We start from the raw sequence: 25,295 nt of genomic DNA, 5'->3' as shown, positions 1-25,295 counted from the left end.
GAGCCGCCGCCGCGGCGGGCCTTGCGGACTCAGGTGCGCGAACCCAGAATCCCGGTCTTCTTCAGCTGGTCGAGGAGGCCGGCGCCGTCGGGCGCGAACACCCAGGCCGTTCCGGTCTCCTGCTCGTTGTCTGCGGCGCGCGACCGGCCACCGGCCAGCACCGCCTCGCTCGTCGACAGCTGGCGGATGGCCACCGCAGCGACGTTCTCGGGGTGCGCGGCGGCGAACTCGCCGTAGAGCTGCTCGTCGTGCTGACCGTCGTCACCGACGAGCAGCCACTTCATGCCGGGCAGTTCCTGGGCGATGCGCTCGAGGCTCGACGCCTTGTGCTCGCGGCCGCTGCGGAACCACCGGTCGTGGGTGGGGCCCCAGTCGGTGAGCAGCAGCGGACCGTCGGGGTAGAGGTTGCGGTCAAGGAAGCGGGAGAGCGTCGGCGCGACGTTCCAGGCGCCGGTCGACAGGTAGATGACGGGTGCGCTCGGGTTGGCCTGCACGATGCGTTCGTACAGCACGGCCATCCCGGGAACCGGGCGTCGGGCGTGCTCGTCGAGCACGAAGGTGTTCCACGCCGCGAGCAGCGGACGGGGGAGCGCGGTGACCATGACGGTGTCGTCGACGTCGGAGATGATTCCGAAGGCGGCGTCGGGGTCGATGACGAAGACCTCCGCGGTGACGCCTTCCGTGTCATCCGTCTTGATCACGATCGTGTGCCAGCCCGGAGCGAGCTCGACCTTGATCCGGGTGTCGACGAGTCCGCCCCGCCCGGCGAGGACCTTCTGTTCGGTGCCCCCGGCGATGATCGTCACCTCGACGTCGTCGACGGGGATGCTGAAGAAGCTGCGCCAGCCGCGCACCTTGGCGGCCCGTTGGCTGGCGACGTCGCCGCGGGTGAGCACGACCCGGCACAGCACGCGCACCCAGCCGGGCGATCCGTAGCCCGTGTACGGGATGACCGTGGTCTTGAGGCCGCGCTTGCGGCCCCTCCGCTCGCGCCAGGCGTGCATGGAGTCTTCGAGTCGTGCGGCGAAGTGGAGGATGGGGACGCCTGCACCGGTCGACCCGTCCTGGTGGTTCGCGAGAAGGTTTCGGGAGCGGGCCATGGTCCCAGTCTGACACGCCTAGCACATCGACTGATTCTCGACACTCAGCCGCCGAACAGTAGACGTACAGGGGGATTGCAATACTCTTTCAACTACCGCTTGGGTCCATTGTGAAATTTTTACGCAAATAATGAGTTTCATTCTTACCCCCGCATTGGGGGCGGGGTTACGATGGCGGTCTACGTTGATCCGAGGAGACACAGTGTCGACACCATCAGTCATGGACGCAACAATCGCTGGCCAGGTCGCGCTCCGCAACGAGCCGGTGCAGGCACGCAGCACCGCACGCCTCGCCGCCCTGATGGACGCTGCCGCCGCGGTCGTCGACGAAATCGGATACGAGAGACTGACCACCGCCATGGTCGCGGAACGTGCCGGCGCATCGATCGGCACCGTCTACCGGTACTTCCCCGACCGCATCGCCGTGCTCCAGGCGCTCGGAGCGCGCAACCTCGAGCGCGCCCTCACCCGAATTGCGGATGAAGCGGCGACTGCCGAACACGACGATTGGGTCTCGGCGCTCACCGCCTCTCTCGAAATCCTCATCGACGCCTTCCGGACCGAGCCCGGCTTCCGCTCGCTGCGGGTCGGCGACGTGATCGACCTGCGCCCCGCCCCGAACGAGATCCCGTTCAAGTCGGTCGTGGCCGCCGCACTGCTCGACAGCCTCGTCGCGCGTTTCGACGTGCCCGACAACGACGACGTGCGCTTCGCCTTCGAAACGGCAATCGAGATCTCCGATGCCCTCGCCGCCCGCGCGTTCGCGCGCAACCCCGACGGCGACGTCAGCTTCCTCGACGCCGGCGGGGACATCGTCGCGTCGCTGCTGGTCCCGCACTTCGGAATGCCCACCAAGGGCTGAGCATCCCGATAACCCCCCGGACGACTGCGAGCCAGTTGTCCGGGGGTTTTTCTCTGCCCGGCGCACGAGAGCGGCGCGGTACGCACGATGTCGGTGGTCGGACATAATCTGCAATCCGGAATGACAGACGTTCCGAATGGTGTTTAGCTTTGTGTCTGGACCGGCAGTTGTCTGGCGCGTGTCGATTCGTGACAATCACGAGGAATGAGCCGAGAAGCATGATCGAATTCCGTTCGGTGACCAAGCAGTTCGGCGACGGCCCCCTCGCTGTCGAAGACTTCAGCCTGACCATCCCGTCCCGCAAGACGACGGTGCTCGTCGGATCGTCCGGCAGTGGCAAGACCACCCTGCTGCGCATGATCAACCGCATGGTCGATCCCAGCTCGGGCGTGATCGAGATCGACGGCGAAAGCATCCTCGACCGCCAGCCCGTGGCCCTGCGCCGCAGCATCGGCTACGTGATGCAGAACTCCGGCCTGCTGCCGCACCTCCGCGTCATCGACAACGTGGCCACCGTGCCCGTGCTGAACGGGGTGCCGAAGAAGCAGGCCCGCGCCCAGGCCCTCGAACTGCTCGACACCGTGGGCCTCAGTCGGGACATCGCCGACCGCTACCCGAGCCAGCTCTCCGGCGGCCAGCAGCAGCGCGTGGGAGTCGCGCGTGGACTGGCGGCCGATCCCAACATCCTGCTGATGGACGAACCCTTCGGAGCGGTCGACCCGATCGTGCGGGCCGAACTGCAGCAGGAGATCATCCGCCTGCAGCGCGAGCTCGACAAGACGGTGGTCTTCGTCACCCACGACATCGACGAGGCGTTCCTGCTCGGCGACCAGGTCGTCATCCTCGAGAAGGGCGCCCGCATCGCGCAGCTCGGCAGCCCGTCCGAGATCCTGGCCGACCCGGCGAGCGAGTTCGTCGCCGACTTCATCGGCGCGGAGCGCGGCAAGCGGGCCCTCTCCATCCGCACCACAGCCACCGGCTCCGTCCTCGTCGACGGCGACGGGCGCACCGCCGGCGTGCTCGTCGATGCGCCCGCCGACACAGTGAACAGCCCCGACACAGTGAACAGCCCCGACACCGTGAACAGCACAGTCGCGTGAACTGGGTCGTCAACAACCTCGACCTGATCGCCGAGCTGTCGGTCGAGCACATCCGGCTCAGCATCCCGCCGATCCTGCTCGGATTCGTGATCTCGATCCCGATCGGCTGGCTGGCGTTCCGCTTCAAGCTGACGCGCGGCCTGCTGCTCACGCTGGCCGGGCTGTTGTTCACCATCCCGTCGCTCGCGCTGCTCGTCATCCTGCCGCCGCTGCTCGGGATCAGCGCGCTCAGCGACGCCAACCTCACCATCGCGCTCACGATCTACGCGGTCGCGATCATGGCGCGGTCGGTCGCCGACGCGCTCTCCTCCGTCGACCCGGCAGTGCGGCAGTCCGCCACGGCCGTGGGCTACGGCAGCTGGCGCCTGTTCTGGACGGTCGAGTTCCCGCTCGCCGGACCGGTCATCCTCGCGGGCTTGCGCGTCGCCGCCGTGAGCACCATCAGCCTCGTCACGGTCGGCATCCTCATCGGCACCGAAAGCCTCGGCTACCTCTTCACCAACGGCTACCAGCGTCGCATCGTGGCCGAGATCTTCGCGGGGGTCGTGATGGTCGTGGTGATCGCCCTCGTCGTCGACTACCTGCTCGTGCTGCTCGGCCGCATGCTCATGCCCTGGACCCGCGCACAGAAGACCGTGCGTCCGCGCATCGAACGTCTCGGAGCGACCTCCTGATGAACCTCTTCTCCGAGGCCATGGCCTGGCTGTTCGCCCCCGAACGCTACATCGGCGCCGACGCTCTGCAGATCCGCATCGGCGAGCACCTCTTCTACACCTTCGTCTCGCTCGCCATCGCCGGTGCCATCGCCATTCCGCTGGGCTATTTCATCGGCCACACGGGCAGGGGGCGAGAGCTGGCGATCGGCGTGTCCGGCGCGGCCAGGGCGATCCCGTCGTTCGGCCTCATCCTGCTGTTGGTCACGCTCATCGGTGTCACGCAGAAGCCGTTGGCGGCTTTCATCGCGTTCGTCCTGCTCGGCATCCCCTCGATCCTCGCCGGTGCCTACTCGGGCCTCGAGGCGATCGACCGCCGCATCATCGACTCGGCCCGCGCGGTCGGCATGACGGAGTGGCAGATCCTGTGGAAGGTCGAGATCCCGCTCGGGCTGCCCCTTCTCATCGGCGGGCTCCGATCCGCCGCGCTGCAGATCGTCGCGACGGTCACCCTCGCCGCCTACATCGGCCTGGGCGGCCTGGGCGGATACATCATCTCCGGCCTCGCCCTCCGCCGGTTCGACCAGATGCTCGGCGCCGCCCTCGTGATCGTCGCCCTCGCCCTCGTGCTCGACGGGCTCTTCGCCCTCGTCGAGCGACTCGTCGTCCCGCGCGGCGTCGCCGCGGGGCGCACCTCAGATGTCCGCACCCGTTCACCCAGAACGCGCGCGGTAGCGGAATAGTCCGCACACTCAAGAAAAGAGAAAAAAATGTCCACAGCTAAGAACAAAGGCTGGCTCGCCGCAGGCGTAGTCATGGTCGGGGCGGCATTGACCCTGTCAGGGTGCGCATCGGGTGATCCACTGGACGCCGGTACGGATGACTCGGCCTCCGGCGACACCATCGTCGTCGGCTCACAGGCGTACTACTCCAACGAAATCATCGCCGAGATCTACTCGCAGGCTCTCGAAGACGCCGGGTTCGAGGTCGAGCGCAAGTTCAACATCGGCCAGCGCGACGCCTACCTGCCCGAACTCGAGGCCGGCACCGTCTCGCTGTTCCCCGAGTACACCGGAAACCTCCTCCAGTACTACGTGCCCAAGACCGAGGCCACCTCGTCCGACGACGTCTACGCCGAGCTGCAGACGAGCCTCCCCGACGGCCTCGAGGTGCTCGACCAGTCGCCGGCCACCGACCAGGACTCCTACAACGTCACGAGCGAGTTCGCCGAGGCGAACAACATCACCACGATCGCGTCGCTCGCCGATGTCACGGTTCCGCTGACGCTGGGCGGCAACGCCGAGCTCGCCGAGCGCCCCTACGGCCCCACCGGCCTGAAGGACCGCTACGGCGTCGACGTCGCGTTCACGGCGACGGGAGACACCACCGTCGAAGACCTGATCGCCGGCACCGTCAACATCGCGAACGTCTACAGCGCGGATCCCCGCATCCAGACCGAGAACCTCGTCACCCTGGAAGACCCCGACGGCCTGTTCCTCGCCTCGAACGTCGTGCCGCTCGTGAGCGCCGACGTCGCTGACGACATCGCCGACGTGATCAATGCGGTCAGCGCCAAGCTCACGCCCGAGGGTCTCGTCGACCTCAACGTGCAGTCGACCGTCGACGAGGAGTCGTCCGACGCCATCGCCACCAAGTGGCTGACGGACAACGACCTCCTGAAATAGCTGTCAGAGACGAGGGGCGGATGCCGCGGCATCCGCCCCTCTTTCGTCTCACCACCCGAATTTGGGACTTTCTCACAGGATTTTGACACGTCGCGTCGTGACAGGATGGTCAGATGCACTCACGCGTCGGAATCCGGATTCTGGCGGGAGCACTCGCGATCGGCGCCGCCGTGACCCTCTCCGGGTGCGGGGCCACGTCGGCCGACGAGAACAACTCGGGCCACGGCGCGCGCATCACCGTCGGGGCGCACGACACCGTCGAAAACCGCATTCTGGCCCAGGTCTACGGGCAGGTTCTCGCCGACCACGGCTACCTCGTCGACTACAACGAGGGCGTGGGCGACCGTGCGGCGTCGATCGCGGCGCTGCAGTCGGGGCGCGTCGACCTGGTTCCGGAGACGTCGGGGGAGTTGCTCTACGCCATCGATGCCGCCGCGTTTGCGCGTTCGGACGACGACATCGAGGAGGCACTGCCCGAGGCTGTCGAATCGATCAAGCTCCGCGTGCTCGAGGCCGCGCCGGCCGACAAGGCGGTCGCCTTCGTCGTCACCGAGGACTTCGCCCGCAACCGTCAGGTCGCCAGCATCGGGGAGCTCGCCTACTTCGCAGACGACATCACCATCGGCGCCGACGACGGCTTCCAGTCGGAACGCTACGGGCCTGGCGGCCTGCTCAGCGTCTACGGGGTCGTCGGATTCGACACGCGCGATCTCACCGACGGCGGCGGCACCGCGACGCTCGGGGCGCTGCTCACCGACAGCGTGCAGGTGGCCGTGATCCCGGCCGCGTCGCCGTCGATCCTCCGCAACAACCTGCGCGTGCTCGCCGATCCGAAAAATCTCATCACCGCGCAGAACATCGTGCCGCTCGTGAACCTCACGGGAGACTCGCCCGACGTGCACCAGATCGTCGACCCCGTCTCGGCCGTCATCACCACCGAGGAACTGCGCGTGCTCAACGAGCGTGCCACCGCGAGCGCCACCCCGTCGCCGGAGACCATCGCCCGCGAGTGGCTGGTCGGCAAGGGACTGATCCGCGAGTAGGCGGCGCGCTAACGCGCGGTGTCCTCCACCGTGCGGTCTTCGGGCTCCGCCGCCGCGTCCAGCTCCGGCGCCGCGACCGGTGGCATCTCGGTGCCCGGTCGCGCGACCCGGTCCATGTGACGTGCCTCGAGCTTCGACAGCACCTTCTTCGCCACCAGCACGAGCAGTGCGAAGCCGACGATGATGGCCACGAAGATGTAGCCGGCGTAGTGCAGGCGGTCGGCCATCTGGCGGTAGCTGCCGGCGGCGGCCGCTCCGACCGAGACGTAGGCACAGGCCCAGAGGATGCAGGCCGGAACCGTCCACTTCATAAAGCGGCGGTAGCGCATGGTGCTCATACCCACCGTCAACGGGATGAGGGAGTGGAGCACGGGCAGGAATCGCGACACGAAGACGGCGAGCCCGCCGCGGCGGTCGAGATAGTTTTCGGCGCGCTCCCAGTTGTGCTCGCCCACGCGTCGACCGAGTCGCGACGCCCGGATGCGCGGACCGAAGTAGCGGCCGAGGGCGAAGCCGATGCTCTCGCCGGTGAGGGCGCCGGCGATGACGGCGAGAATGAGGAAAACGAACTGCGCGGGGTCTTCGACGCCGGTGGCCGCCACGATCGCGATGGTGTCGCCCGGCACGACCAGGCCGATGAGGATGCTCGTCTCGAGCATGATGCCGAAGCCGGCGAGCAGCGTGCGCAGCACGGGATCGACCGACTGAACCACGTCGAGAATCCAGGTCAGAATCTCATTCACGCCTCGACCATATCCGCACCGCCTGAACGCGGAAATCGGGGTTACCCCCGAATCGACCCCGGGAGTAAAACGCGGGACTTAAGACTCATGTGCCCGCTTAGTGCGCCGATGAGAATTGTCATGTAGTTCTGACGAAATCTTTAGATCGGGCGGTGATGGACGTGGGGGAGATTCTCGACCCGCTTCTGCTTTCTCGGTGGCAGTTCGGTCTCACGACCCTCTACCACTTTCTCTTCATTCCGCTCACGATCGGCATGGTGCTGCTGGTCGCTACCCTGCAGACCGTCTGGGTGCGCACGGGCAAGCTGAAGTACCTGCACCTCACCCGCCTCTTCGGCAAGATCTTCCTCATCAACTTCGCCATGGGCGTCGTCACCGGAATCGTCCAAGAGTTCCAGTTCGGCATGAACTGGTCGGACTACTCGCGCTTCGTCGGCGACGTCTTCGGCGCTCCGCTAGCCATGGAGGGGCTGCTCGCCTTCTTCTTCGAGGCCACCTTCATCGGACTGTGGATCTTCGGCTGGGACAAGCTCTCGCCCAGACTGCACCTCGCCACCATCTGGGCGACCGCCGTAGGCAGCGTGCTCTCCGCCTACTTCATCCTCGCCGCCAACGCGTTTATGCAGAACCCCGTCGGCTACGAGATCAACGAGGCCAAGGGGCGGGCCGAGCTCGTCGACATCGGCGCCGTGCTGCTGAACCCGGTCGCCGTCACCCAGTTCCCGCACACCATCTTCGCCTCGATCATGTTCGCCGCCGCGGTCATGGTCGCCACCGCCGCATACCACCTGTCGCGAAAGCGGCACGAAGACACCATGCGCACGGCCCTCAAGTTCGGCTCGTTCACCAGCATCGGGGCCTTCGCGGGATCCGCGCTCTCCGGCGACCAGCTCGGCCTGGTGATGGTGCAGACGCAGCCCATGAAGATGGCCGCGGCCGAAGCCCTCTACAAGACCACCGAGAACGCGAGCTTCTCGATCTTCTCGCTCGGCACACCCGACGGCGCGCACGAGATCTTCTCCATCCGCATCCCGTACCTGCTGTCGTTCCTCTCCACGCACACCTTCACCGGCGAGGTCGAGGGCATCAACGACCTGCAGGCGCAGTACGTGCAGGACTACGGTCCCGGCGACTATTCGCCCATCATCTGGATCACCTACTGGGCCTTCCGTTGGATGATCGGCCTGGGCGTTCTCGGCGCGATGATCTCCGTCGTCGGGCTCTGGATCACCCGCAAGGGCAAGAACCCGCCGCCGTGGGCGTGGAAGGTCGCCATCTGGGCGGCGCCGATCCCGCTCGTCGCCTCGCTCGTCGGCTGGATCTTCACCGAGATGGGCCGCCAGCCCTGGATCGTGTTCGGCCTGATGAAGACGGAGGACGGGGTGTCGCCGAATGTGACCGGTCTCACCGTCGCGATCTCCCTGCTCGCCTTCACCCTGGTCTACGGCGCACTCGCCGTGGTCGAGTTCAAGCTCATCAAGAAGGCCGCGATGACCGGCCCCGACGAGTGGGACAAGCACGACGACCCCGAGAACGTCGACCACTCCAAGCTCGCGACCGTCTACTAAGGGACATAAACACCATGGACCTCGCATACCTCTGGTTTTTCATCGTCGGCTTCTTCTTCATCGGGTACTTCGTGCTCGACGGATTCGACTTCGGCGTGGGCATGAGCCTCCCGTTCCTCGGCAAGGACGACACCGACCGCCGCGTGCTGATCAACACCATCGGCCCGATCTGGGACCTCAACGAGACCTGGCTCATCGTCGCGGGCGCCGCGATGTTTGCCGCCTTCCCCGAGTGGTACGCCAGCATGTTCAGCGGCTTCTACCTGGCGCTGTTCCTCATCCTCGTCGCCCTCATCCTGCGCGGCGTCTCGTTCGAGTACCGCCACCAGAACAAGGGCCGCGAGTGGACGAAGTGGTTCGACCGCATGATCTTCGTCGGCTCCGTGGTGCCCGCCCTGCTCTGGGGCGTCGCCTTCGCCAACCTCATCCAGGGTGTGCCGATGGACGCCGACAACAACTTCACCGGCAACCTGCTCACCCTGCTCAACCCCTACGGGCTGCTCGGCGGCCTGACCACCCTGCTGCTCTTCTTCACCCACGGGGTGGTGTTCGTCTCGCTCAAGACCACCGGCGACATGCGCGAACGCGCGCAGGCGCTCGCCCGTAGGTCCGGAGCGGTCGCGATCCTCGTCGCGGCACTCTTCCTCGGCTGGACCATCTTCCAGCACCTCGATTCGCCGCAGCTCTGGCTCATCCTCACCCTCGCGCTCGGCGCGGCGGTCGCGCTCATCGCCTCGTGGCTGTTCAACGCGGTGGGCCGCGAGGGCTACGCCTTCGCCGCCATCGCGCTCACGATCGTGCTCGCCGTGGGCACGATCCTCTCGGCCCTGTTCCCGAACGTGATGCCCGCGAGCAACGACCCCGCGAACGGGCTCACCATCGAGAGCGCCTCGAGCACGCCGTACACGCTCAACCTCATGACCTGGGTGGCCGGCATCTCGTTGCCGCTCATCCTGGCCTACCAGGCGTGGACCTACTGGGTGTTCCGCAAGCGCATCACGCGCGAGGCGATCCTCACCTCCGCCCACTGATACGGTGGCTGAATGAGCGCGGGACCCATCGATCCGCGGCTGCTCCGGTACGCATCCGCTTCTCGGTGGTTCCTCCTCGCCGGCGGGGTCGTCGGCTTCCTCCAGACGGTCACCGTCGTCGCGGCAGCGTGGTTCGCGACCGCTCTCATCGTCGGGATCATCGACGGCCGGTCGGTGGTCCAGCTCGGCACCGATTTCGCCGCCTTCGCGGGTGTCGTCGTGGCGCGGGCGGTCTTCATCTGGCTGCTCGACGTGCTCGCGGTGCGTGGTGCTGCCCGGGTCAAGAGCCAACTGCGGATGCGCGTGGTCGCCGCCATCGCGAAGCTGGGCCCTGCGTGGCTCGCCGACCGCAATTCGGCGCGCGTCACCACGACCGTGTCCCAGGGGCTCGACGCCCTCGACGGGTACTTCGCCAAGTACCTGCCGCAGCTCATCCTCACCGCGATCGCGACGCCCGTGCTGCTGCTCGTGCTGCTCACGCAAGACCTGGCGACCGCGATCATCATCATCGTGACCCTGCCGCTCATCCCGCTGTTCATGGTGCTCATCGGCTGGGCGACCCAGGCCGTGCAGAAGAAGCAGTGGGCTGCGCTGAACAGGCTCGCCAGCGGATTCCTCGACGTCGTCGACGGGCTTTCGACGCTCAAGATCTTCGGCCGCCAGCACCGGCAGGTTGAGCGCATCGAGGGCGTGACCGAGGACTACCGCTCCCGCACGATGGCGGTGCTGCGCATCTCGTTCGTCTCCGGCTTCGTGCTCGAACTCGCCGGCAGCCTCTCGGTGGCCGTCGTCGCCGTGTCGATCGGGTTGCGGCTGGTCGACGGCACCCTCGCGCTTACGGTCGGCCTGTTCGTGCTGCTGCTCACCCCCGAGGCCTACCTGCCGCTTCGCCAGGTCGGCCTCCAGTTCCATGCCGCGGCCGACGGGGTGGCCGCCTCCGAGGAGGTGTTCGGCATTCTCGACGCCGCCGCGCTGACGGCGGCCGCGGCATCCCGGGCTCGTCCCCTCGCGACGGGCGCCACCCTCGCGGTCGATGATCTCGGCGTGCGCTACGGCGACCGCACCGTGATCGACGGGCTGAGTGTGCGCCTCGAACCGGGAGTGGTCACGGCGATCGCCGGCCCGAGCGGCGCAGGCAAGTCGTCGCTCGTCGGCGCGATCCTCGGCTTCGTGCCGTTCAGCGGCACGGTCTCCTACGGGGGCGCCGCGCTCACGCCCGCCGAAGCGCGGGAGCTGGTGGCGTGGTCGGGGCAGCGTCCGTCGCTGATGGCCGGCACCGTGGCCGAGAACATCGCACTCGGGGCAGACGTCGTCGACGAGCAGATCGTGCGTGAGGCCATGCGCTTCGCCGCGGCCGAGCTCGTCGACCCCGCGCAGGTGCTCGGCGTCAACGGCTCGGGGCTGTCGGGCGGGCAGGCGCAGCGGGTGTCGCTCGCGCGCGCCTTCTACCGGGCCATCGCACAGTCGTGCCCCGTGCTGATTCTCGACGAACCGAGCTCCGCGCTCGACCGGGCCACCGAGGCTGAACTCATCCTCGGGCTCGAGCGGTTCGCGGCCACCGGCGTGGCCGTCGTCGTGGTGAGCCACCGCGCGGCGCTGCTCGACGCCGCAGACAGCGTGATCGAGCTGCGCCCCCGAGTGGCGGTGGCTTCGTGACATCCGCCCCTCACGTTGCTCCGGCAACCGCTCCCGCGAGCGGCACCGACGCGGCGAGCGTGCTGCGGCTCGCGCAACCGCCCGCGCGACGGTTCGTTCCCGGGCTGCTGCTCGGCATTCTCGCCTCGGGCAGCGCCGTCGCGCTGCTCGCCACCTCGGCCTGGCTCATCACGCGCGCCTCGGAGCAGCCGCCCATCCTCTTCCTCGGCTTCGCGGTCGTCGGGGTGCGCGCGTTCGCGCTCGGCCGCGCGTTCTTCCGCTACGTCGAGCGGCTCGTCACCCACGACGCCGCGTTCCGCTCGCTCGCCACCCTGCGCGCCGGGATCTTCCGCCGGCTCATCCCGATCGCGCCCGACGGCCTCGGCGGCACGCGCCGCGGCGACCTGCTGACCCGGCTCGTCTCCGACGTCGACCAGCTGCAGGACCTGCCGCTGCGCGTCGTGCAGCCGCTCGCGACATCGCTGGTCGTGTCGGTGCTCAGCGTCGTCACCGTCTCGATCATCCTGCCGGGTGCCGGGCTCACCCTGCTGGTCGCCCTGGTCGCCGCCGCGGTCGTCGGCACCGTCGTGCACAGCGGGATCACCGCGAAAGCCGACCGCAGCGTCGCGCCGCTGCGCGCCGAGCTGGCCCAACTGGTGCTCGACTTCGTGACCCGCCTCGACGTGCTCACGGCGTTCGGCGTCACCGGGCAGCGCGAGGCCGCGATCGCCGCGGCCGACGCGCGCCTGCGGTCCGCCCAGCTGCGGCAGGCGCTCGGTGCCGGCGTCGTGGCCGCGGCCGTCTCGTTGCTGAGCGGCGCGGCGATGATCGGGGCGCTGCTGGCGGCCGCTCCGGCGCACGGTTCCGGCGACATCACCGGACCGGCGCTCGCGCTCGTGGTGCTCGTCCCCATCGCCGTCTTCGAGGCGTTCGGCATGGTGCCGCTCGCCGTCGGCGCGTGGCGTCAGGTGCGGGTGAGCGCGCGTCGCATCGCCGAGGTGGTCCCGGATTCCGTGCCATCCGAAATCCCGGTCGCGCTCGAACGGGGCGCCGACCTGCCGACCGGCCCCGTCACCCTCACGCTCGACCGCGTCTCGGCGCGCTGGCCCGGCGCGGCGGACCGCGCGCTACGCAACGTGTCGGTCACGGTCGCGCCCGGCGACTGCCTCCTCGTCACGGGCGAGAGCGGCGTGGGCAAGACCACGCTCGCGCACGTGCTCGTGCGGTTCCTCGACCACGAGGGCGGCTACACACTCGGCGGCGTCGACGTGCACGAGCTCGACCCCGACGCGGTGCGCACGATCGTCGGACTCTGCGAGCAGTCGCCGCACCTGTTCGACGACACGATCCGGCAGAACCTGCTCTTCGCCCGCGAGGGGGCCACCGACGACGACCTGCACGCCGTGCTCGCGTCGGTCGGACTCGACGAGTGGGTGCGCGAGCGCGGCGGGCTCGACTCTCCGGTGGGGGAGCGCGGCTCGCTGGTCTCCGGCGGACAGGCCCAGCGCATCGCCCTCGCCCGGGCCCTGCTCGCCGAGTTCCCCATCCTCGTGCTCGACGAGCCGACCGCCAACGTCGACGTCGACCGGGCGGACGCCCTGATGGCCGACCTGCTACGCGGAGCCGCGGCCGCCGACCGCGCCGTGATCGTCATCTCGCACACCGCGATCGACAGCGCCCTGGTGACCGCCACCCTGCGCCTCGCCTGAGCCGCGCGCTTTTTCGGAAATTCAGGAAGTCTGGTCGCGAGACCTTCGGCGATGCGCGGAAGCTGGCGCATCCGTCTGCCGCACGCGACCCCGTCGCCTGAGTTTCCGAAAGGGCGGGGCGGATGACGCGGCTGAGGCACCTCGGGGGCGGGCGTGAACCAAGCGGGCGCGACGGACGGCGCGTGCCCTAGGGCAGCTCCCGGCGCAGCACCGCCAGCCGCGTGCGCCACAGGTCGAGGCGGCCGGGCAGCGCGGCCATCTCCGGTCCGTCCACCCAGCGGGTGATGATGCGCGGGCCGTGCAGCGCGCTGAGCGCCCAGACCTCGCAGCCGTCGAGTTCCGCCGGGGTGACCGCCTCCTGGAATGTCTCGACGCCGAGCGCCCCTGCCATGCCGAGCAGCGAGCGCTCGGTGACGCTGTTGATGCGCGGCAGGTCGGGCGACGTCGAGCAGAGGATCGCGCCACGCCACCAGACGAGCGCGCTGTAGGCGCCCTCGACCACGTAACCGTCGGGGGAGACGATGACCGCCTCCTCCGCGCCGAGCGGCTGCACGGCGGTGCGGATGCGCAGCATCGACTCCAGGTCGGGGCCCTTCACGGTCGGCCGCGTGCGCGGGTCGGGACCCGCGTGGGTAGCGACGACGACGGAGCGGGTGAGTGTCGGCGCGCTGCGCAGCCGGAGAACGAACAGCTGCGAGCCGCGCCGCGACTGCAGCTCCACCCGCGGAAACCAGTCGCCCTCGCGGGGGATCGCGGCAACTGCGGCGTCCCAGAACGCGGCGCCGTCGGGCGCCGCCGCGAGAAACCGCGACCGGTGCAGGTCGAGCGCGAGCGTGCGGCCGTCGGTCACGAGCCAGGAGTCCGCGGCCTCGACCGTGGTCTCGGTCATGTCGCAATAGTCCAGAAACTGCAACGCGCCCTCGTGCCAGCGGTAGACGGCCGAGGTGGGCGCGATCGGCGTACTCATAAACTCAGGGTATGCGCCACGCCGACCTTCCGCCGTCACGTGTGCTGCGTCATCCGCTCGGCCGCTGGATCGAACCGCACCGGGCCTGGGCCGGCCTGCTCGCCGACGAACCGAACAGCTTCTGGCTCGACAGCGGTCAGGGCGCGGGGGTCAGCTACCTCGGCGCCGGCTCGCGGGTCATCGGCGGCCCGGACGTCTTCGACGAGCTGCGGGCCGATCTCGCCTCGCGCAGGTTCGCGGATGACACGGGGCCCGGTTTCTCGCTCGGGTGGGTCGGCTGGCTCGGCTACGGACTGCGGGACGTCACCCTCGGCACCCCGCCGACGCGCGCGAGCCGGTACCCCGACGCGGCCCTGATGTTCGCCGACCGCGCCCTCGCCTTCGACCATGCCACCCGCGAGGTCACCCTGCTCGCGCTCGGCGGGTCGTGGGAGGGCGAGCTCGCCGACTGGCGTACCGCGACGATCACCGCGCTCGGGCTCGATCGTCCGCTGCCCGTACACGCACCCTCCGATGCGCCGGCGACCTGGACCACGAGCGACGCCCGCTACCTCGAACTCATCGCCGAATGCCAGGCGGCGATCCGCGCGGGCGACGCCTACCAGCTCTGTCTCACGAACGAGGCGACGGTCGACGTGCGGCCCGACCCGTTCGCCGCCTACCTGGCGCTGCGCGCGTCGAGCCCCGCGCACCACGGCGGGCTGATCCGCATCGGCGGGGTCGCCCTCCTCAGCGCCTCGCCCGAGCAGTTCCTCAGCGTCACGCCCGACGGCGTCGTGGAGTCGAAGCCGATCAAGGGCACGCGGGCACGGGGCGCGAACCCGGCCGACGACGACGTTCTCAAGGCCGAACTCCTCGCGAGCGACAAGGAACGCGCCGAGAATCTCATGATCGTCGACCTGATGCGCAACGACATCGGACGCGTGAGCGAGCTCGGCACGGTGACGGTGCCGAGCCTGTTCGCGCTCGAGAGCTACCCGCAGGTGCACCAGCTGGTGAGCACCGTGCGCGGACGGCTCTCGCCCGGGGTCGACGCCGTCGACGCGGTCGTGGCCTGCTTCCCGGCGGGCTCGATGACGGGCGCGCCCAAACGCAACGCGACCCTCATCCTCGACCGGCTCGAGGACAGGGCGCGCGGCATCTACGCCGGCGCCTTCGGCTACTTCGGGGTGGACGGACGCGTCGACCTCGCCATGGTGATCCGCTCGATCGTGCTCGACCGGGCCGGTGCGACGGTCGGCGCCGGAGGCGGCATCACGGCGCTCTCGGCGCCCGCCGAGGAGCTCGCCGAGGTCAAGCTCAAGGCGGCCGCGCTGCTCGCCGTGCTTACGACTCGAGCGTCCTGACCAGTTCGTCGAGCTCGAGATTCCAGCCCTCGCGGTTGCCGTGCAACAGCTCGCGCCGCGCCGCGTCGTCGCCCGCGAGAAGGTCGAAGCCGCTCTCGACCACGGTGAGGATGGTGCCGTCGACCGCGTCGGCGAGCACGAAGCGCACGGACGTCGCGTTGTCCTCCCGCACGTCGACACCGGGGTCCTTCGCCCACCGGAACTCGAACAGGAAGCCGTCGACCACCGCCGTGACGACGAACGCGTAGTCGCCGAAGTCCTCCCAGCCGAGCGAGCCGCTCGCCCCCACCCTGGCCTCGTCGAGGCTCGCGGTGTCGCCGAACCAGCGGGCAATGCCGTCCGCCGTGGTGATCGCGTCCCAGACCCGGCCGCGCGGTGTGCGCACGTGCACGGTGCGGCTCACGGAGTAATGCTCCTCGTCGACGACAGCGCCGTCCTCGATGTCAGCCATGGCGTCCTCCCATCGCCTACAGGTTCCTCCGCGGGCGCGGCCCGCGCAACGGGGTGCCGCGCCGCCGGGGTGGCGGGCGCCGCGACATCCGCCGCTCCGTCCTGAATAAGCAGTTTCGGAAATTCAGGAGACGCGGTCGATGCGGCATTGCGGATGCGCGCGGTTCCACGATCCGACGGAGACCTGGCGACGCGGGTTCCTGAGTTTCCGAAGGCCCCGGCTAGCGGCCCTCGGCCAGGCGCTTGAGGGCGGCGAGGCGGGCGTCCCAGGCGGTGCCGATCTGCTCGAGCTGCGCGGCGAGCTCGCCCAGGCGGGAGCCGAGCGCGCGGTAGCGTATCTCCCGTCCCGCGGGCACGGCCTCGACGAGTCCGACCTCGACCAGCGCTGCCAGGTGCTTCGCGATCGCCTGCCGGCTCACCGGCAGGCGCAACGCGAGCGCCGACGCCGAGAGGTCTTCGCTGCCGAGCTCGGTGAGGATGCTCCAGCGCGTCTCGTCGCCCAGTGCGGCAAACACGGGTACGAGGGTCACGCGGACCTCGACGGTGACGCCGCCAGCAACGCCACGAGTTCGTCGAGCTCCGAGTCCCAGCCCTCGCGGTGCTCGTGGAGGTGGGTGCGGCGGTGGTCGTCGCCCCCGGCGAGCAGCCCGAAGCCGGTCTCGACGACCGCGAGCAGCGTCGCGTCGCCCTCGTCGTCGAGGGTGAACCGAACGAGCGTCGAGTTGTCGTCGCGGATCGGCTCGTCCTTCGTGCCCCAGCGGTATCCGAACGCGCTCTCGGGCTGGTGCTCGACGATGACGGCGGGGTTGTCGCCGTAGCCATCGAAGGAGAAGTGGCCGGTGCCGCCGACCGCGATGCGGTCGAACTCGGTCCGCTGTCCGAACCACTGCGAGATGAGCTCGGGGGTCGTAAGCGCCGCCCACACCGCGGAGCGCGGCGCGTCGATGCGTACGGTGCGGGTGACGCTCCAGGTCTCGTCGTCGACGACGGCGGGGGTCGTGTCGGTCATGGTGTTTCCTTTCGATCTGACGGGTGAATGAGTGCAACACCAGAGTTGCACATGGGGCGGCAAGGTGCAACCCTATGGTTGCAGTGCGGCGGCTGCAGCATCCGTTCGCTAATCTTGTTGGTTGGGCCGCGCTCGCAAGTCTCGCGCCCACTCTCCCCGCAATGAATTGAGAACACACGTGGCACACGAGTACCCAGACGACGCTCCCGAGTACGACATCGACGCGCTGCAGAACAAGTGGCTGCCGGTGTGGGAGCAACTCAAGCCGTTCGCCTCGGGCAACGCCGACGACAAGCGACCGCGCAAGTACATCCTCGACATGTTCTCCTACCCCTCGGGCGACCTGCACATGGGACACGGCGAGGCCTACGCTCTCGCCGACGTCGTCGCGCGCTACTGGCGCATGCAGGGCTTCAACGTGCTGCACCCGGTCGGCTGGGACTCCTTCGGTCTGCCCGCCGAGAACGCCGCCATCAAGCGCGGCGTGAACCCGCGCGACTGGACCTACCGCAACATCGCCGAGCAGAAGGCGTCGATGCGCCGCTATGCGACCAGCGTCGACTGGGACCGCGAGCTCGCGACCAGCGACCCCGAGTACTACAAGTGGAACCAGTGGCTGTTCCTCAAGCTGTACGAGAAGGGCCTCGCCTACCGCAAGGAGAGCTGGGTCAACTGGGACCCGATCGACCAGACCGTGCTCGCGAACGAGCAGGTGCTCGCCGACGGCACGTCCGACCGCTCCGGCGCCGTCGTGGTCAAGAAGAAGCTCACGCAGTGGTACTTCAAGATCACCGACTACGCCGACCGCCTGCTCGACGACCTAAACCAGCTCGAGGGCCACTGGCCGAGCAAGGTGCTCGCCATGCAGCGCAACTGGATCGGACGCTCCGTCGGCGCCGACGTCGACTTCGTCATCGAGGGACGCGACGAGAAGGTCACCGTCTTCACCACCCGCCCCGACACCCTGTTCGGTGTGACCTTCATGGTCGTCGCGCCCGACTCCGACCTCGCCGCCGAGCTCGTGTCGACCGGGTCGGACGAGACCAAGGCCGCCTTCGCGGCCTACCTCGAGCAGACCCAGCGCAGTACGGAGATCGAGAGGCAGGATGCCACTCGCGAGAAGACCGGCGTGCCGCTCCGCCGGTTCGCGGTCAACCCGGTTACGAAGGAACGCATCCCGATCTGGGCCGCCGACTACGTGCTCGCCGACTACGGGCACGGCGCCGTTATGGCCGTTCCCGCCCACGACCAGCGCGACCTCGACTTCGCGTTGAAGTTCGACCTGCCCGTCGTGGTCGTCGTCGACACGAACGCGCCCGTCACCGCCTCCATCCCGGTGCTCGACCTCGACGAGAACGGCGTGGCGATCCTGCCCGACGACCTTCCGCCGCTGTCGCCGTCGAAGACCGGCGAGGCACTGGTCGGCGAGGGCCGCATGATCAACTCCGGTCCGCTCGACGGGCTGAGCCGCACCCACGCGATCAAGCGCGCCATCGAGCTGCTCGGCTCGACCGGCAGCGGCCGCGCCGCCAAGACCTACCGGCTGCGCGACTGGCTGATCAGCCGCCAGCGTTTCTGGGGAACCCCGATCCCGATGATCCACGGCGCCGACGGCGAGCTCGTGCCGGTGCCGGAAGACCAGCTGCCCGTGCTGCTGCCGCCGACCGAGGGCCTCGACCTGCAGCCCAAGGGCCAGTCGCCGCTCGCCGCCGCCGCGGACTGGGTCAACGTGCCCGACCCGCGCGACGGCAGCGCCGCCCTGCGCGACGCCGACACGATGGACACCTTCGTCGACAGCTCGTGGTACTTCCTGCGCTTCCTCAACCCGAACGACGACAGCCAGGCGTTCAACCCGAAGGACGCCGACAAGTGGGCGCCGGTCGACCAGTACGTCGGAGGCGTGGAGCACGCCATCCTGCACCTGCTCTACGCGCGCTTCATCACGAAGGTGCTGTTCGACCTCGGCTACGTCTCGTTCACCGAGCCGTTCAGCGCGCTGCTCAACCAGGGCATGGTGCTCTCCGGCGGCTCGAAGATGTCGAAGAGCAAGGGCGGCGTGAACCTCGGCGACGTCATCGACGAGTTCGGCGTCGACGCGATCCGCCTCACGATGGTGTTCGCCGGCCCGCCCGAAGACGACATCAACTGGGAAGACGTCTCGCCCGCCGGCTCGGCCAAGTTCCTCAAGCGTGCCTGGCGCCTCGCGAAGGACGTCACGAGCGCTCCCGACGTGGAATGGAAGACCGGCGACGCGGCCCTGCGCAAGCAGACGCACCGCTTCCTGCAGGACGGACCCGGCCTCGTCGAGTCGTTCAAGTTCAACGTCGTCGTCGCGCGACTGATGGAACTGGTCAACGCGACCCGCAAGACCATCGACACCGGTGCCGGCCCCGCCGACGCCGCGGTGCGCGAGGCGACCGAGGTCATCACCGTCGCCCTCAGCCTATTCGCGCCGTACACGGCCGAGGAGATGTGGGAGCTGCTCGGCTACGAGCCGACAGTGGCGCTGGTGCGTTGGCGCAAGGCCGACCCGACGCTGCTCGTCGAGGACTCCGTGATGGCGGTCGTCCAGGTCAACGGCAAGGTGCGCGACAAGTTCGAGGTGTCGCCGAAGATCAGCGGCGAAGACCTCGAGGCGCTGGCGCGCAAGTCGGAAGCCGTGATCCGGTCGATCGGCGACCAGGAGATCGTGAACGTGATCGTGCGGGCGCCGCGCGTCATCTCGTTCGCGGTGAAGTAGCCCCGCCGTAGGCACCACCCCAGCGCCTCCCGCGCCCCCGCGCGAGATTTCGGAAATTCAGGAATGCGCGTCGGGGAGCGGCGACCTGCCCGCGCCACCTCGCGGGTCGCCCGCGAGCTGGCGACCGGGTTTCCTGAGTTTCCACACACGACGGTGGATGGGCGCTGGCGACCGGGTTTCCTGAGTTTTCGAACTGGGCCGTGGCGCGTCTCCCTCCCCAGCCGGCCGCCGACGGTCGTTGTGCGCTGATGGGCCACACCGCCGTCCGCCGCGGCACCGCACGTCTACCGTCGTCGCATGAGCGATCCCGGCGAGGTGCGGCGCGCACGCGTGCGCATCGGGGTGGGCGCCGCCGTGGTCGTCCTGTTCGTCGGGCTGGCGTGCGCGATCCTGTTCTCCGCGCTCGCGCCCAAGGGGCAGAGCGCGGTCATCGCCCCGGCCGACGGCGCCCTCGAATCGGCGGCCACGGCAACGGCGGCGCCATCCGGAGCCGGCATCTTCGTGCACATCCTCGGCGCGGTCGCGAGTCCCGGCCTGTACGAGCTGCGCGAGGGAGACCGGGTGGTCGACGCCGTCGCGGCGGCGGGCGGGTTCGCGGATGGCGCAGACCAGAGCGGACTCAATCTTGCCCGCTTCGTCACCGACGGCGAGCAGCTCGTCGTGCCACTCGTCGGCGAAACACCCGTCGCGGGGCCGGGTGGCGCGGCCGGGGGAGCGGTCGTCCCCGGAAAGGTCAACATCAATACCGCGGATGTCGCGGCTCTCGAAACCCTGCCGAGGGTGGGCCCCGCCATGGCCGAACGCATCATCGCGTGGCGCGACGAGAACGGGCGCTTCTCCGCGATCGAAGACCTGATGAGCGTCGCCGGCATCGGCGAGAAGACGTTCGACGCGTTGAAGGAGCTGGTGACGCTGTGAAGCGCGGCCCGGTCGATCTGCGGCTCGTGCCGCCCGCGGTGGTCGCGTGGCTCGTGGCCGCGCTCGTCGTTTCCGCGCCGGGCCGCGCGCTGCCCGCCGCGATCGCCCTCTGGGCCGTCGCGGGTCTGGCCCTCGCCGCCGCGCTCGTCTGGCGCAGGGCGCTGCTCGTGGCGGTCGCGGTGTGCGCCGTCTCGGCGGGCCTCGTCTGCACGACCGCCGCGGTCGCCGCCCCGGTGCGGCAGCCGACCGCGTTGCTCGACGCCGCCGACGACGGACGCTACGTGACGCTGACCGTCACGACGACGGAGACGGTCGGCGGCGAGCCCGACGCGAGCGCGCGCGACGGACCGTTCTCGGCGACCGCGACGACGATGACGCTGGGCGAAGCCCGGAGCGTGACGGTGGGGGCGCCCGTGCTGGTGTTCGACGCCCGTCCGGTGGAGCGCGCCGGCATCGGGTCGACCCTCGCGCTCGGCGGCACGATCGTCGCGACCGCGCCGGAGGACGACGTGGGGTTTCTCGTCTTCGCCGACGGGCCGGCGCGGGTGACCGCGCCGCCGCCGTGGTTCCTCGACTGGGCGAACGGGCTGCGGGGGTCGTTCGCCGAGGCCGCCGCCCGGCTCGACGGGGAGGGTGCGGCGTTGCTACCGGGCTTGGCGATCGGCGACACGTCCGCGGTGGGCGAGCAGCTCGACGCCGCCATGAAGGCCACCTCGCTGAGCCATCTCACGGCGGTGTCCGGCGCCAACTGCGCCATAGTCGTCGCGCTCATCATGCTGGCGGGCGCGATGCTCGGGGTCTCGCGTGGCGCGCGGATCGGTGCATCCGTCGCCGTCCTCGTCGGTTTCGTCGTGCTGGTGACCCCGCAGGCGAGCGTCGTGCGGGCGGGCGTGATGGCGGTCATCGTGCTGCTCTCGACAGCGGGCGGGCGACCCGTGCGCGGCATCCCGGTGCTTTCGCTCGCGACCCTCGTCCTGCTGGCGACCGACCCGTGGCTCAGTCGCGACTACGGGTTCGTGCTGTCGGTGCTGGCGACGGGCGGGCTGCTCGTGCTCACGGGCCCGCTCAGCCGGCTGCTGCAGCGCGTCCTGCCGCTCGGCGTCTCCGTGGTGATCGCGGTGCCGCTGGCCGCGCAGCTGGCCTGCCAGCCGGTACTGCTGATGCTCGCGCCGTCCATCCCGACCTACGGCATCGCGGCCAACGCGCTGGCCGAACCGGCGGCGCCCTTCGCGACGGTGCTGGGGCTGCTCGCCTGCGTCACGCTGCCCGTACTGCCCTGGCTGGGCGAGGCGCTCACCGCCGTCGCGTGGGTCCCGTCGAGCTGGATCGCCGCCGTCGCCGGATTCTTCGCCGGGCTTCCCGGCGGGGCGATCCCGTGGCCGGAGGGGCCGGTCGGGGTCGGCCTGTTGGCCGTGGTCACGGTGGGCGGGCTGATCGCCGCGCTCGCACCTGTCTCCCGCCGCGCCCGGCTCGGCTGCGCCGCGACCGCCGTCGTGCTGCTCGTCGGCCTCGCGGGCGCCGTCGCCGGGGTGCGGGTGGTGCAGCAGTGGTCGCGCCCCGGCGACTGGCAGATCGCCGCGTGCGACATCGGCCAGGGCGACGCCGTGCTCCTGCGCAGCGGCGGCCGGACCGCACTCGTCGACACCGGTCCCGACCCCGCCTCGCTCGCCCGGTGCCTCGACGAGCTCGGCGTCGGACGTATCGACCTGCTCGTGCTCAGCCACTTCGATCTCGACCATGTCGGCGGCACCGAGACCGTGTTCGGTCGCGTCGACCGGGCGATCGTGGGACCGTCCGGGGAGGTCGCCGACGACCGGCTCGTCGCGGACCTGGCCGCCGGGGGAGCGGCGGTCGAACGCGTGTCCCGCGGCGGGAGCGGGCTGTTCGGCGAGCTGCGTTACACGGTGCTCTGGCCGCCGGCCCGGCTCGGCTCGGTCGAACCGGGCAACGACGCGAGCGTCGTGCTCGCCTTCGAGCCGGTCGGCGCGTGCGCGAACGGATGCCTCGGCTCGCTGTTTCTCGGAGACCTCGGCGAGAGGGCGCAGGCCCTCATGCTGGCGGCCGGCCCGGTTCCGCGGGTCGACGTGGTCAAGGTCTCGCACCACGGCAGCGGCGACCAGCTCGACCGGGTGTACGAGCGTGCCGACGCGACGGTCGGCGTCATCGGTGTGGGCGCCGAGAACACCTACGGGCATCCGACCGAGCGCCTGCTCGACCTGCTGGCCCGGGTGGGCACGGCGGCCACCCGCACCGACACCGACGGGCTCGTGCTGCTGGCTCCCGGATCCGCTCCCGACGAGGTGCGGGTCTGGAGGCAGAAGGCACCCCCGTGACCGTTGCCGTCGGCGGTCGCGATTAGGCTTGCATGGATCCGATCGAGGGAGCACAGAGTGGCAACCAAGCCAGCGAGCAAGGCCAAGGTCGTCATCCCGCAACTCGCGTGGGACAAGGTCCGTCCCGCCAGGGTGGTGCTCGTCTCGGGCACCGAAGGCTTCCTCGCTGACCGCGCGATCCGGCTGCTGCGCGACACGCTGCGGGTCGAAGACCCCAGCCTCGAGCTCGGCGACATAGAGGCCGACCACTACGCGCCGGGCGAGCTCGTCACGCTCGCCAGCCCCTCGCTCTTCGCCGAGCCCCGGTTCATCCGTGTCACGGGGGTCGAGAAGTGCACCGACGCGTTTATGGACGAGGTGCTCGCCTACCTCGAGCACCCGGCCGACGACTGCTACCTCGTGCTGCGCCACGCGGGAGGCGTGCGCGGCAAGCGCATGCTGGACGCGATCCGTGGCGGTCTCGGCAACGGCATCGAGATCGTCTGCGCAGACCTCAAGAAAGACACCGAGAAGCTCGACTTCGCCGCAGCGGAGTTCAGGGCAGCGGGCCGTCGCATCACTCCCGGCGCGCTGCGCGCCCTCGTCTCGGCGTTCGCCGACGACCTCGCCGAACTCGCGAGCGCCTGCCAGCAGCTGCTCGCCGACGCGAGCGAGGAGATCACCGAGGTCACCGTCGAGAAGTACTACTCCGGCCGGGTCGAGACCACCGCCTTCAAGGTCGCCGACGCCGCGATCGCCGGGCGCAACGGCGAGGCGCTGCTGCTGCTGCGGCACGCACTCGCATCGGGTGCCGACCCGGTCCCCATGCTCGCGGCGTTCGCCTCGAAACTGCGCACCATGGCCAAGCTCTCGGGTGCGCGGGGCAGCGAGAGCCAGCTCGCCCAGCAGTTCGGCCTCGCACCCTGGCAGGTGGGCCGGGCCCGCAAAGACCTGCAGGGCTGGAGTGACGACGGCCTCGGCCGGTCGATCGAACTGCTGGCCGAAACCGACGCGCAGATCAAGGGTGGCGGTCGCGACCCCGTGTTCGCGCTCGAGCGCATGGTCGGCATCGTGGCGCGGCGCGGCGGGAGCTGAGCCAGCGGGGTTTCGATACGGTCGCTGCGCGACCTACTCGACCAGCGGTACGGTCGCTGCCCGACCTGCTCGACCGGCGGCACGTTGCGGGCCGGGCACGAAAAAGCCCCCCACGCCGAAGCATGAGGGGCTTTCCGAAGGGGGTTGAGCTTAGATAGCTGCGACCTGCTTGGCGATCGCCGACTTCTTGTTGGCGGCCTGGTTCTTGTGGATGACGCCCTTGCTGGCGGCCTTGTCGAGCTTCTTCGCTGCGACGAGGAGGGTCGCGACGGCGAGCTCCTTGTCACCGGCGGTGACGGCGGCGCGGACGCTGCGGATAGCGGTCTTGACCTCGCTCTTGACGGCCTTGTTGCGCTCCTGCGACTTCTTGTTGGTTCCGATGCGCTTGATCTGCGACTTGATGTTTGCCACTGAATTTACCTTCTTGTATGTGAACTGACGAGTGTAAGAAAACTCCGCGAGATGAAACTCGCGGGGGCAGCCGAAATTAGCGATTTTCGGCCGCTAGTCATGCAATAGAGGGTTGCACGGAAGCCAACAGACGACATTACCAGTTGTTCGACCGATCCGACAATCAGCGCGTGCCGGTCGTCACGCGGGCGCCGCCGGTCGGCTCGCGTTGATCGCGTCGGTCAGGAGGCTCGTGAATTCGGCCGGGCGGGCGAGGCTCACCATGTGGGTGGCGCCGGGAATCCGCACGAGCGTCCCGCGCCTCGTCGCGGCGAGGAAGCGCCGCTCCTGCAGCCGGATGTGGTCGAGCGTCCCGTTCACGAGCCACACCGGCAGGTCGATACGCGAGAGGGCGGCCTCCATGCGGATACCGCGCAGCTCGCGGAGCGCGTCCTGCATGACCTCGAGCGCGACACCGCCGGCGATCACGTCGTTGGCGTAGGCGGGGTCGCGGATGACGGCCCGCACGAGCGCGTTGTTGAGCCCGAGTCCGCGGTCGGGCAGCAGGTGGATCGCCCCGGCGCCGAAGCGCCAGGCGTCGAGGATGGCGCGCGTCGGCTGGGTGCCGCAGCTCGCGGCGAGCAGTCCGGTGATGTCGCGCGGGCGCTCGGCCGCCCAGTGCGCGGCGAGGTAGCCGCCGAGCGAGAAGCCGACGAGAAAGACCGGCCCCGGTGCATCCGTCACCGCTTTCTCGATCGTCGCGACCCCGCCCGCGAGGGTGAACCGTTCGTCCATACGAGAACCGTGCCCGGGCAGGTCGGGTGTGACGACCGTGTGTCCGAGGGCCTCGAGCACCTCGCGCTGATGCCGCCACATCGACGACGACGTGCGCAGCCCGTGCACGAGCACCACGGAACCTGTCATGCCCCCAGCGTAATA

General features: G+C 69.5%; 23 protein-coding genes. 15 read left to right on the top strand and 8 right to left on the bottom strand.

What is annotated here, in order from left to right; all coding sequences use genetic code 11:
• Positions 1-29: 29 nt before the first annotated feature.
• Positions 30-1,100, bottom strand: a complete 1,071-nt coding sequence (locus IEV96_RS05565; protein ID WP_188509665.1) for an App1 family protein phosphatidate phosphatase — start codon at positions 1,098-1,100, stop codon at positions 30-32.
• Between the two features lie 220 nt (positions 1,101-1,320).
• Between IEV96_RS05565 and IEV96_RS05560 the strand changes: the two genes are divergently transcribed.
• The 6 genes from IEV96_RS05560 to IEV96_RS05535 all read left to right on the top strand — a co-directional run bounded on the left by IEV96_RS05560 (position 1,321) and on the right by IEV96_RS05535 (position 6,443).
• Entirely contained in the window at positions 1,321-1,962 is a 642-nt protein-coding gene (locus IEV96_RS05560; protein ID WP_188511143.1) for a TetR/AcrR family transcriptional regulator, read from the top strand.
• A 218-nt stretch (positions 1,963-2,180) separates the two neighbouring features.
• Positions 2,181-3,062: an ABC transporter ATP-binding protein gene (locus tag IEV96_RS05555; RefSeq protein WP_188509664.1), complete on the top strand. Its 882-nt coding sequence runs from the start codon at positions 2,181-2,183 to the stop codon at positions 3,060-3,062.
• Complete coding sequence (locus IEV96_RS05550; RefSeq protein WP_188509663.1) at positions 3,059-3,736, top strand: ABC transporter permease; 678 nt, start codon at positions 3,059-3,061, stop codon at positions 3,734-3,736. Before IEV96_RS05555 ends, IEV96_RS05550 begins: the two co-directional genes overlap by 4 nt.
• Positions 3,736-4,458: an ABC transporter permease gene (locus IEV96_RS05545; protein WP_188509662.1), complete on the top strand. Its 723-nt coding sequence runs from the start codon at positions 3,736-3,738 to the stop codon at positions 4,456-4,458. The genes IEV96_RS05550 and IEV96_RS05545 overlap by 1 nt, the downstream gene beginning before the upstream one ends.
• A 27-nt stretch (positions 4,459-4,485) precedes the next feature.
• Positions 4,486-5,400, top strand: coding sequence for an ABC transporter substrate-binding protein (locus IEV96_RS05540; RefSeq protein ID WP_188509661.1), 915 nt, complete (start codon positions 4,486-4,488; stop codon positions 5,398-5,400).
• Between the two features lie 113 nt (positions 5,401-5,513).
• Positions 5,514-6,443 (top strand): ABC transporter substrate-binding protein, encoded by a 930-nt coding sequence (locus IEV96_RS05535; RefSeq protein WP_188509660.1) that lies wholly within the window; start codon positions 5,514-5,516, stop codon positions 6,441-6,443.
• Between the two features lie 8 nt (positions 6,444-6,451).
• Here IEV96_RS05535 and IEV96_RS05530 read toward each other — a convergent pair whose 3' ends face one another.
• On the bottom strand, positions 6,452-7,186 hold the full coding sequence (locus IEV96_RS05530; RefSeq protein WP_188509659.1) for a DedA family protein: 735 nt from the start codon (positions 7,184-7,186) through the stop codon (positions 6,452-6,454).
• A gap of 161 nt (positions 7,187-7,347) precedes the next feature.
• Here IEV96_RS05530 and IEV96_RS05525 point away from each other — a divergent pair, with 161 nt between their 5' ends.
• The 4 genes from IEV96_RS05525 to cydC are packed head-to-tail and all read left to right on the top strand — an operon-like array spanning position 7,348 to position 13,129.
• Entirely contained in the window at positions 7,348-8,754 is a 1,407-nt protein-coding gene (locus tag IEV96_RS05525; protein ID WP_188511142.1) for a cytochrome ubiquinol oxidase subunit I, read from the top strand.
• Between the two features lie 14 nt (positions 8,755-8,768).
• Positions 8,769-9,785, top strand: a complete 1,017-nt coding sequence (gene cydB / locus IEV96_RS05520; protein ID WP_188509658.1) for a cytochrome d ubiquinol oxidase subunit II — start codon at positions 8,769-8,771, stop codon at positions 9,783-9,785.
• Positions 9,786-9,797: 12 nt separating this feature from the next.
• Positions 9,798-11,441 carry a thiol reductant ABC exporter subunit CydD gene (gene cydD / locus IEV96_RS05515; protein WP_188509657.1) on the top strand — a complete coding sequence of 548 codons (1,644 nt, stop codon included), beginning with the start codon at positions 9,798-9,800 and terminating at the stop codon, positions 11,439-11,441.
• On the top strand, positions 11,438-13,129 hold the full coding sequence (gene cydC / locus IEV96_RS05510; protein WP_308419468.1) for a thiol reductant ABC exporter subunit CydC: 1,692 nt from the start codon (positions 11,438-11,440) through the stop codon (positions 13,127-13,129). Before cydD ends, cydC begins: the two co-directional genes overlap by 4 nt.
• A 187-nt stretch (positions 13,130-13,316) precedes the next feature.
• Here the strand turns inward: cydC and IEV96_RS05505 are convergent, their stop codons facing one another.
• Positions 13,317-14,096: an aminotransferase class IV gene (locus IEV96_RS05505; protein ID WP_188509656.1), complete on the bottom strand. Its 780-nt coding sequence runs from the start codon at positions 14,094-14,096 to the stop codon at positions 13,317-13,319.
• An 11-nt stretch (positions 14,097-14,107) separates the two neighbouring features.
• On the opposite strand from IEV96_RS05505, the gene IEV96_RS05500 reads away from it, so the two are divergent.
• A complete protein-coding gene (locus IEV96_RS05500) occupies positions 14,108-15,442 on the top strand; it encodes an anthranilate synthase component I family protein (RefSeq protein WP_188509655.1) in 1,335 nt (444 codons plus the stop codon).
• Here the strand turns inward: IEV96_RS05500 and IEV96_RS05495 are convergent.
• From IEV96_RS05495 to IEV96_RS05485, 3 genes are all read right to left on the bottom strand, one after another.
• On the bottom strand, positions 15,423-15,893 hold the full coding sequence (locus IEV96_RS05495) for an SRPBCC domain-containing protein (RefSeq protein WP_188509654.1): 471 nt from the start codon (positions 15,891-15,893) through the stop codon (positions 15,423-15,425). The two genes, IEV96_RS05500 and IEV96_RS05495, sit on opposite strands and share 20 nt — an antisense overlap.
• A gap of 220 nt (positions 15,894-16,113) precedes the next feature.
• Positions 16,114-16,422, bottom strand: coding sequence for an ArsR/SmtB family transcription factor (locus IEV96_RS05490; protein ID WP_188509653.1), 309 nt, complete (start codon positions 16,420-16,422; stop codon positions 16,114-16,116).
• The gene (locus IEV96_RS05485; RefSeq protein WP_188509652.1) at positions 16,419-16,901 is read right to left on the bottom strand and encodes an SRPBCC domain-containing protein; all 483 of its coding nucleotides are present in this window, start codon (positions 16,899-16,901) and stop codon (positions 16,419-16,421) included. The genes IEV96_RS05490 and IEV96_RS05485 overlap by 4 nt, the downstream gene beginning before the upstream one ends.
• A 178-nt stretch (positions 16,902-17,079) precedes the next feature.
• Here IEV96_RS05485 and leuS point away from each other — a divergent pair, with 178 nt between their 5' ends.
• From leuS to holA, 4 genes are all read left to right on the top strand, one after another.
• Positions 17,080-19,641, top strand: a complete 2,562-nt coding sequence (leuS, locus tag IEV96_RS05480; protein WP_188509651.1) for a leucine--tRNA ligase — start codon at positions 17,080-17,082, stop codon at positions 19,639-19,641.
• Positions 19,642-19,938: 297 nt separating this feature from the next.
• Positions 19,939-20,559, top strand: a complete 621-nt coding sequence (locus tag IEV96_RS05475) for a ComEA family DNA-binding protein (protein ID WP_188509650.1) — start codon at positions 19,939-19,941, stop codon at positions 20,557-20,559.
• The gene (locus IEV96_RS05470) at positions 20,556-22,892 is read left to right on the top strand and encodes a ComEC/Rec2 family competence protein (protein WP_188509649.1); all 2,337 of its coding nucleotides are present in this window, start codon (positions 20,556-20,558) and stop codon (positions 22,890-22,892) included. Before IEV96_RS05475 ends, IEV96_RS05470 begins: the two co-directional genes overlap by 4 nt.
• A 57-nt stretch (positions 22,893-22,949) precedes the next feature.
• The gene (gene holA, locus IEV96_RS05465; RefSeq protein WP_188509648.1) at positions 22,950-23,966 is read left to right on the top strand and encodes a DNA polymerase III subunit delta; all 1,017 of its coding nucleotides are present in this window, start codon (positions 22,950-22,952) and stop codon (positions 23,964-23,966) included.
• A 150-nt stretch (positions 23,967-24,116) separates the two neighbouring features.
• Here holA and rpsT read toward each other — a convergent pair whose 3' ends face one another.
• Positions 24,117-24,377 (bottom strand): 30S ribosomal protein S20, encoded by a 261-nt coding sequence (gene rpsT / locus IEV96_RS05460; RefSeq protein ID WP_188509647.1) that lies wholly within the window; start codon positions 24,375-24,377, stop codon positions 24,117-24,119.
• 180 nt (positions 24,378-24,557) lie between these two features.
• Positions 24,558-25,280, bottom strand: a complete 723-nt coding sequence (locus IEV96_RS05455) for an alpha/beta fold hydrolase (RefSeq protein WP_188509646.1) — start codon at positions 25,278-25,280, stop codon at positions 24,558-24,560.
• Positions 25,281-25,295: the final 15 nt, after the last annotated feature.

It is taken from the genome of Conyzicola nivalis (assembly GCF_014639655.1).
Lineage (GTDB): Bacteria > Actinomycetota > Actinomycetes > Actinomycetales > Microbacteriaceae > Conyzicola > Conyzicola nivalis.
The sequence above is the reverse complement of the archived record's forward strand: the minus strand, read 5'-3'. Positions and strand labels throughout refer to the sequence as shown.

Coding starts and splice junctions, on each gene's coding strand:
- IEV96_RS05565 (WP_188509665.1), bottom strand. CDS start 1,100: ATGGCCCGCTCCCGAAACCTTCTCGCGAACCACCAGGACGGGTCGACC.
- IEV96_RS05560 (WP_188511143.1), top strand. CDS start 1,321: ATGGACGCAACAATCGCTGGCCAGGTCGCGCTCCGCAACGAGCCGGTG.
- IEV96_RS05555 (WP_188509664.1), top strand. CDS start 2,181: ATGATCGAATTCCGTTCGGTGACCAAGCAGTTCGGCGACGGCCCCCTC.
- IEV96_RS05545 (WP_188509662.1), top strand. CDS start 3,736: ATGAACCTCTTCTCCGAGGCCATGGCCTGGCTGTTCGCCCCCGAACGC.
- IEV96_RS05540 (WP_188509661.1), top strand. CDS start 4,486: ATGTCCACAGCTAAGAACAAAGGCTGGCTCGCCGCAGGCGTAGTCATG.
- IEV96_RS05535 (WP_188509660.1), top strand. CDS start 5,514: ATGCACTCACGCGTCGGAATCCGGATTCTGGCGGGAGCACTCGCGATC.
- cydB (WP_188509658.1), top strand. CDS start 8,769: ATGGACCTCGCATACCTCTGGTTTTTCATCGTCGGCTTCTTCTTCATC.
- cydD (WP_188509657.1), top strand. CDS start 9,798: ATGAGCGCGGGACCCATCGATCCGCGGCTGCTCCGGTACGCATCCGCT.
- IEV96_RS05505 (WP_188509656.1), bottom strand. CDS start 14,096: ATGAGTACGCCGATCGCGCCCACCTCGGCCGTCTACCGCTGGCACGAG.
- IEV96_RS05500 (WP_188509655.1), top strand. CDS start 14,108: ATGCGCCACGCCGACCTTCCGCCGTCACGTGTGCTGCGTCATCCGCTC.
- IEV96_RS05495 (WP_188509654.1), bottom strand. CDS start 15,893: ATGGCTGACATCGAGGACGGCGCTGTCGTCGACGAGGAGCATTACTCC.
- IEV96_RS05485 (WP_188509652.1), bottom strand. CDS start 16,901: ATGACCGACACGACCCCCGCCGTCGTCGACGACGAGACCTGGAGCGTC.
- IEV96_RS05475 (WP_188509650.1), top strand. CDS start 19,939: ATGAGCGATCCCGGCGAGGTGCGGCGCGCACGCGTGCGCATCGGGGTG.
- IEV96_RS05455 (WP_188509646.1), bottom strand. CDS start 25,280: ATGACAGGTTCCGTGGTGCTCGTGCACGGGCTGCGCACGTCGTCGTCG.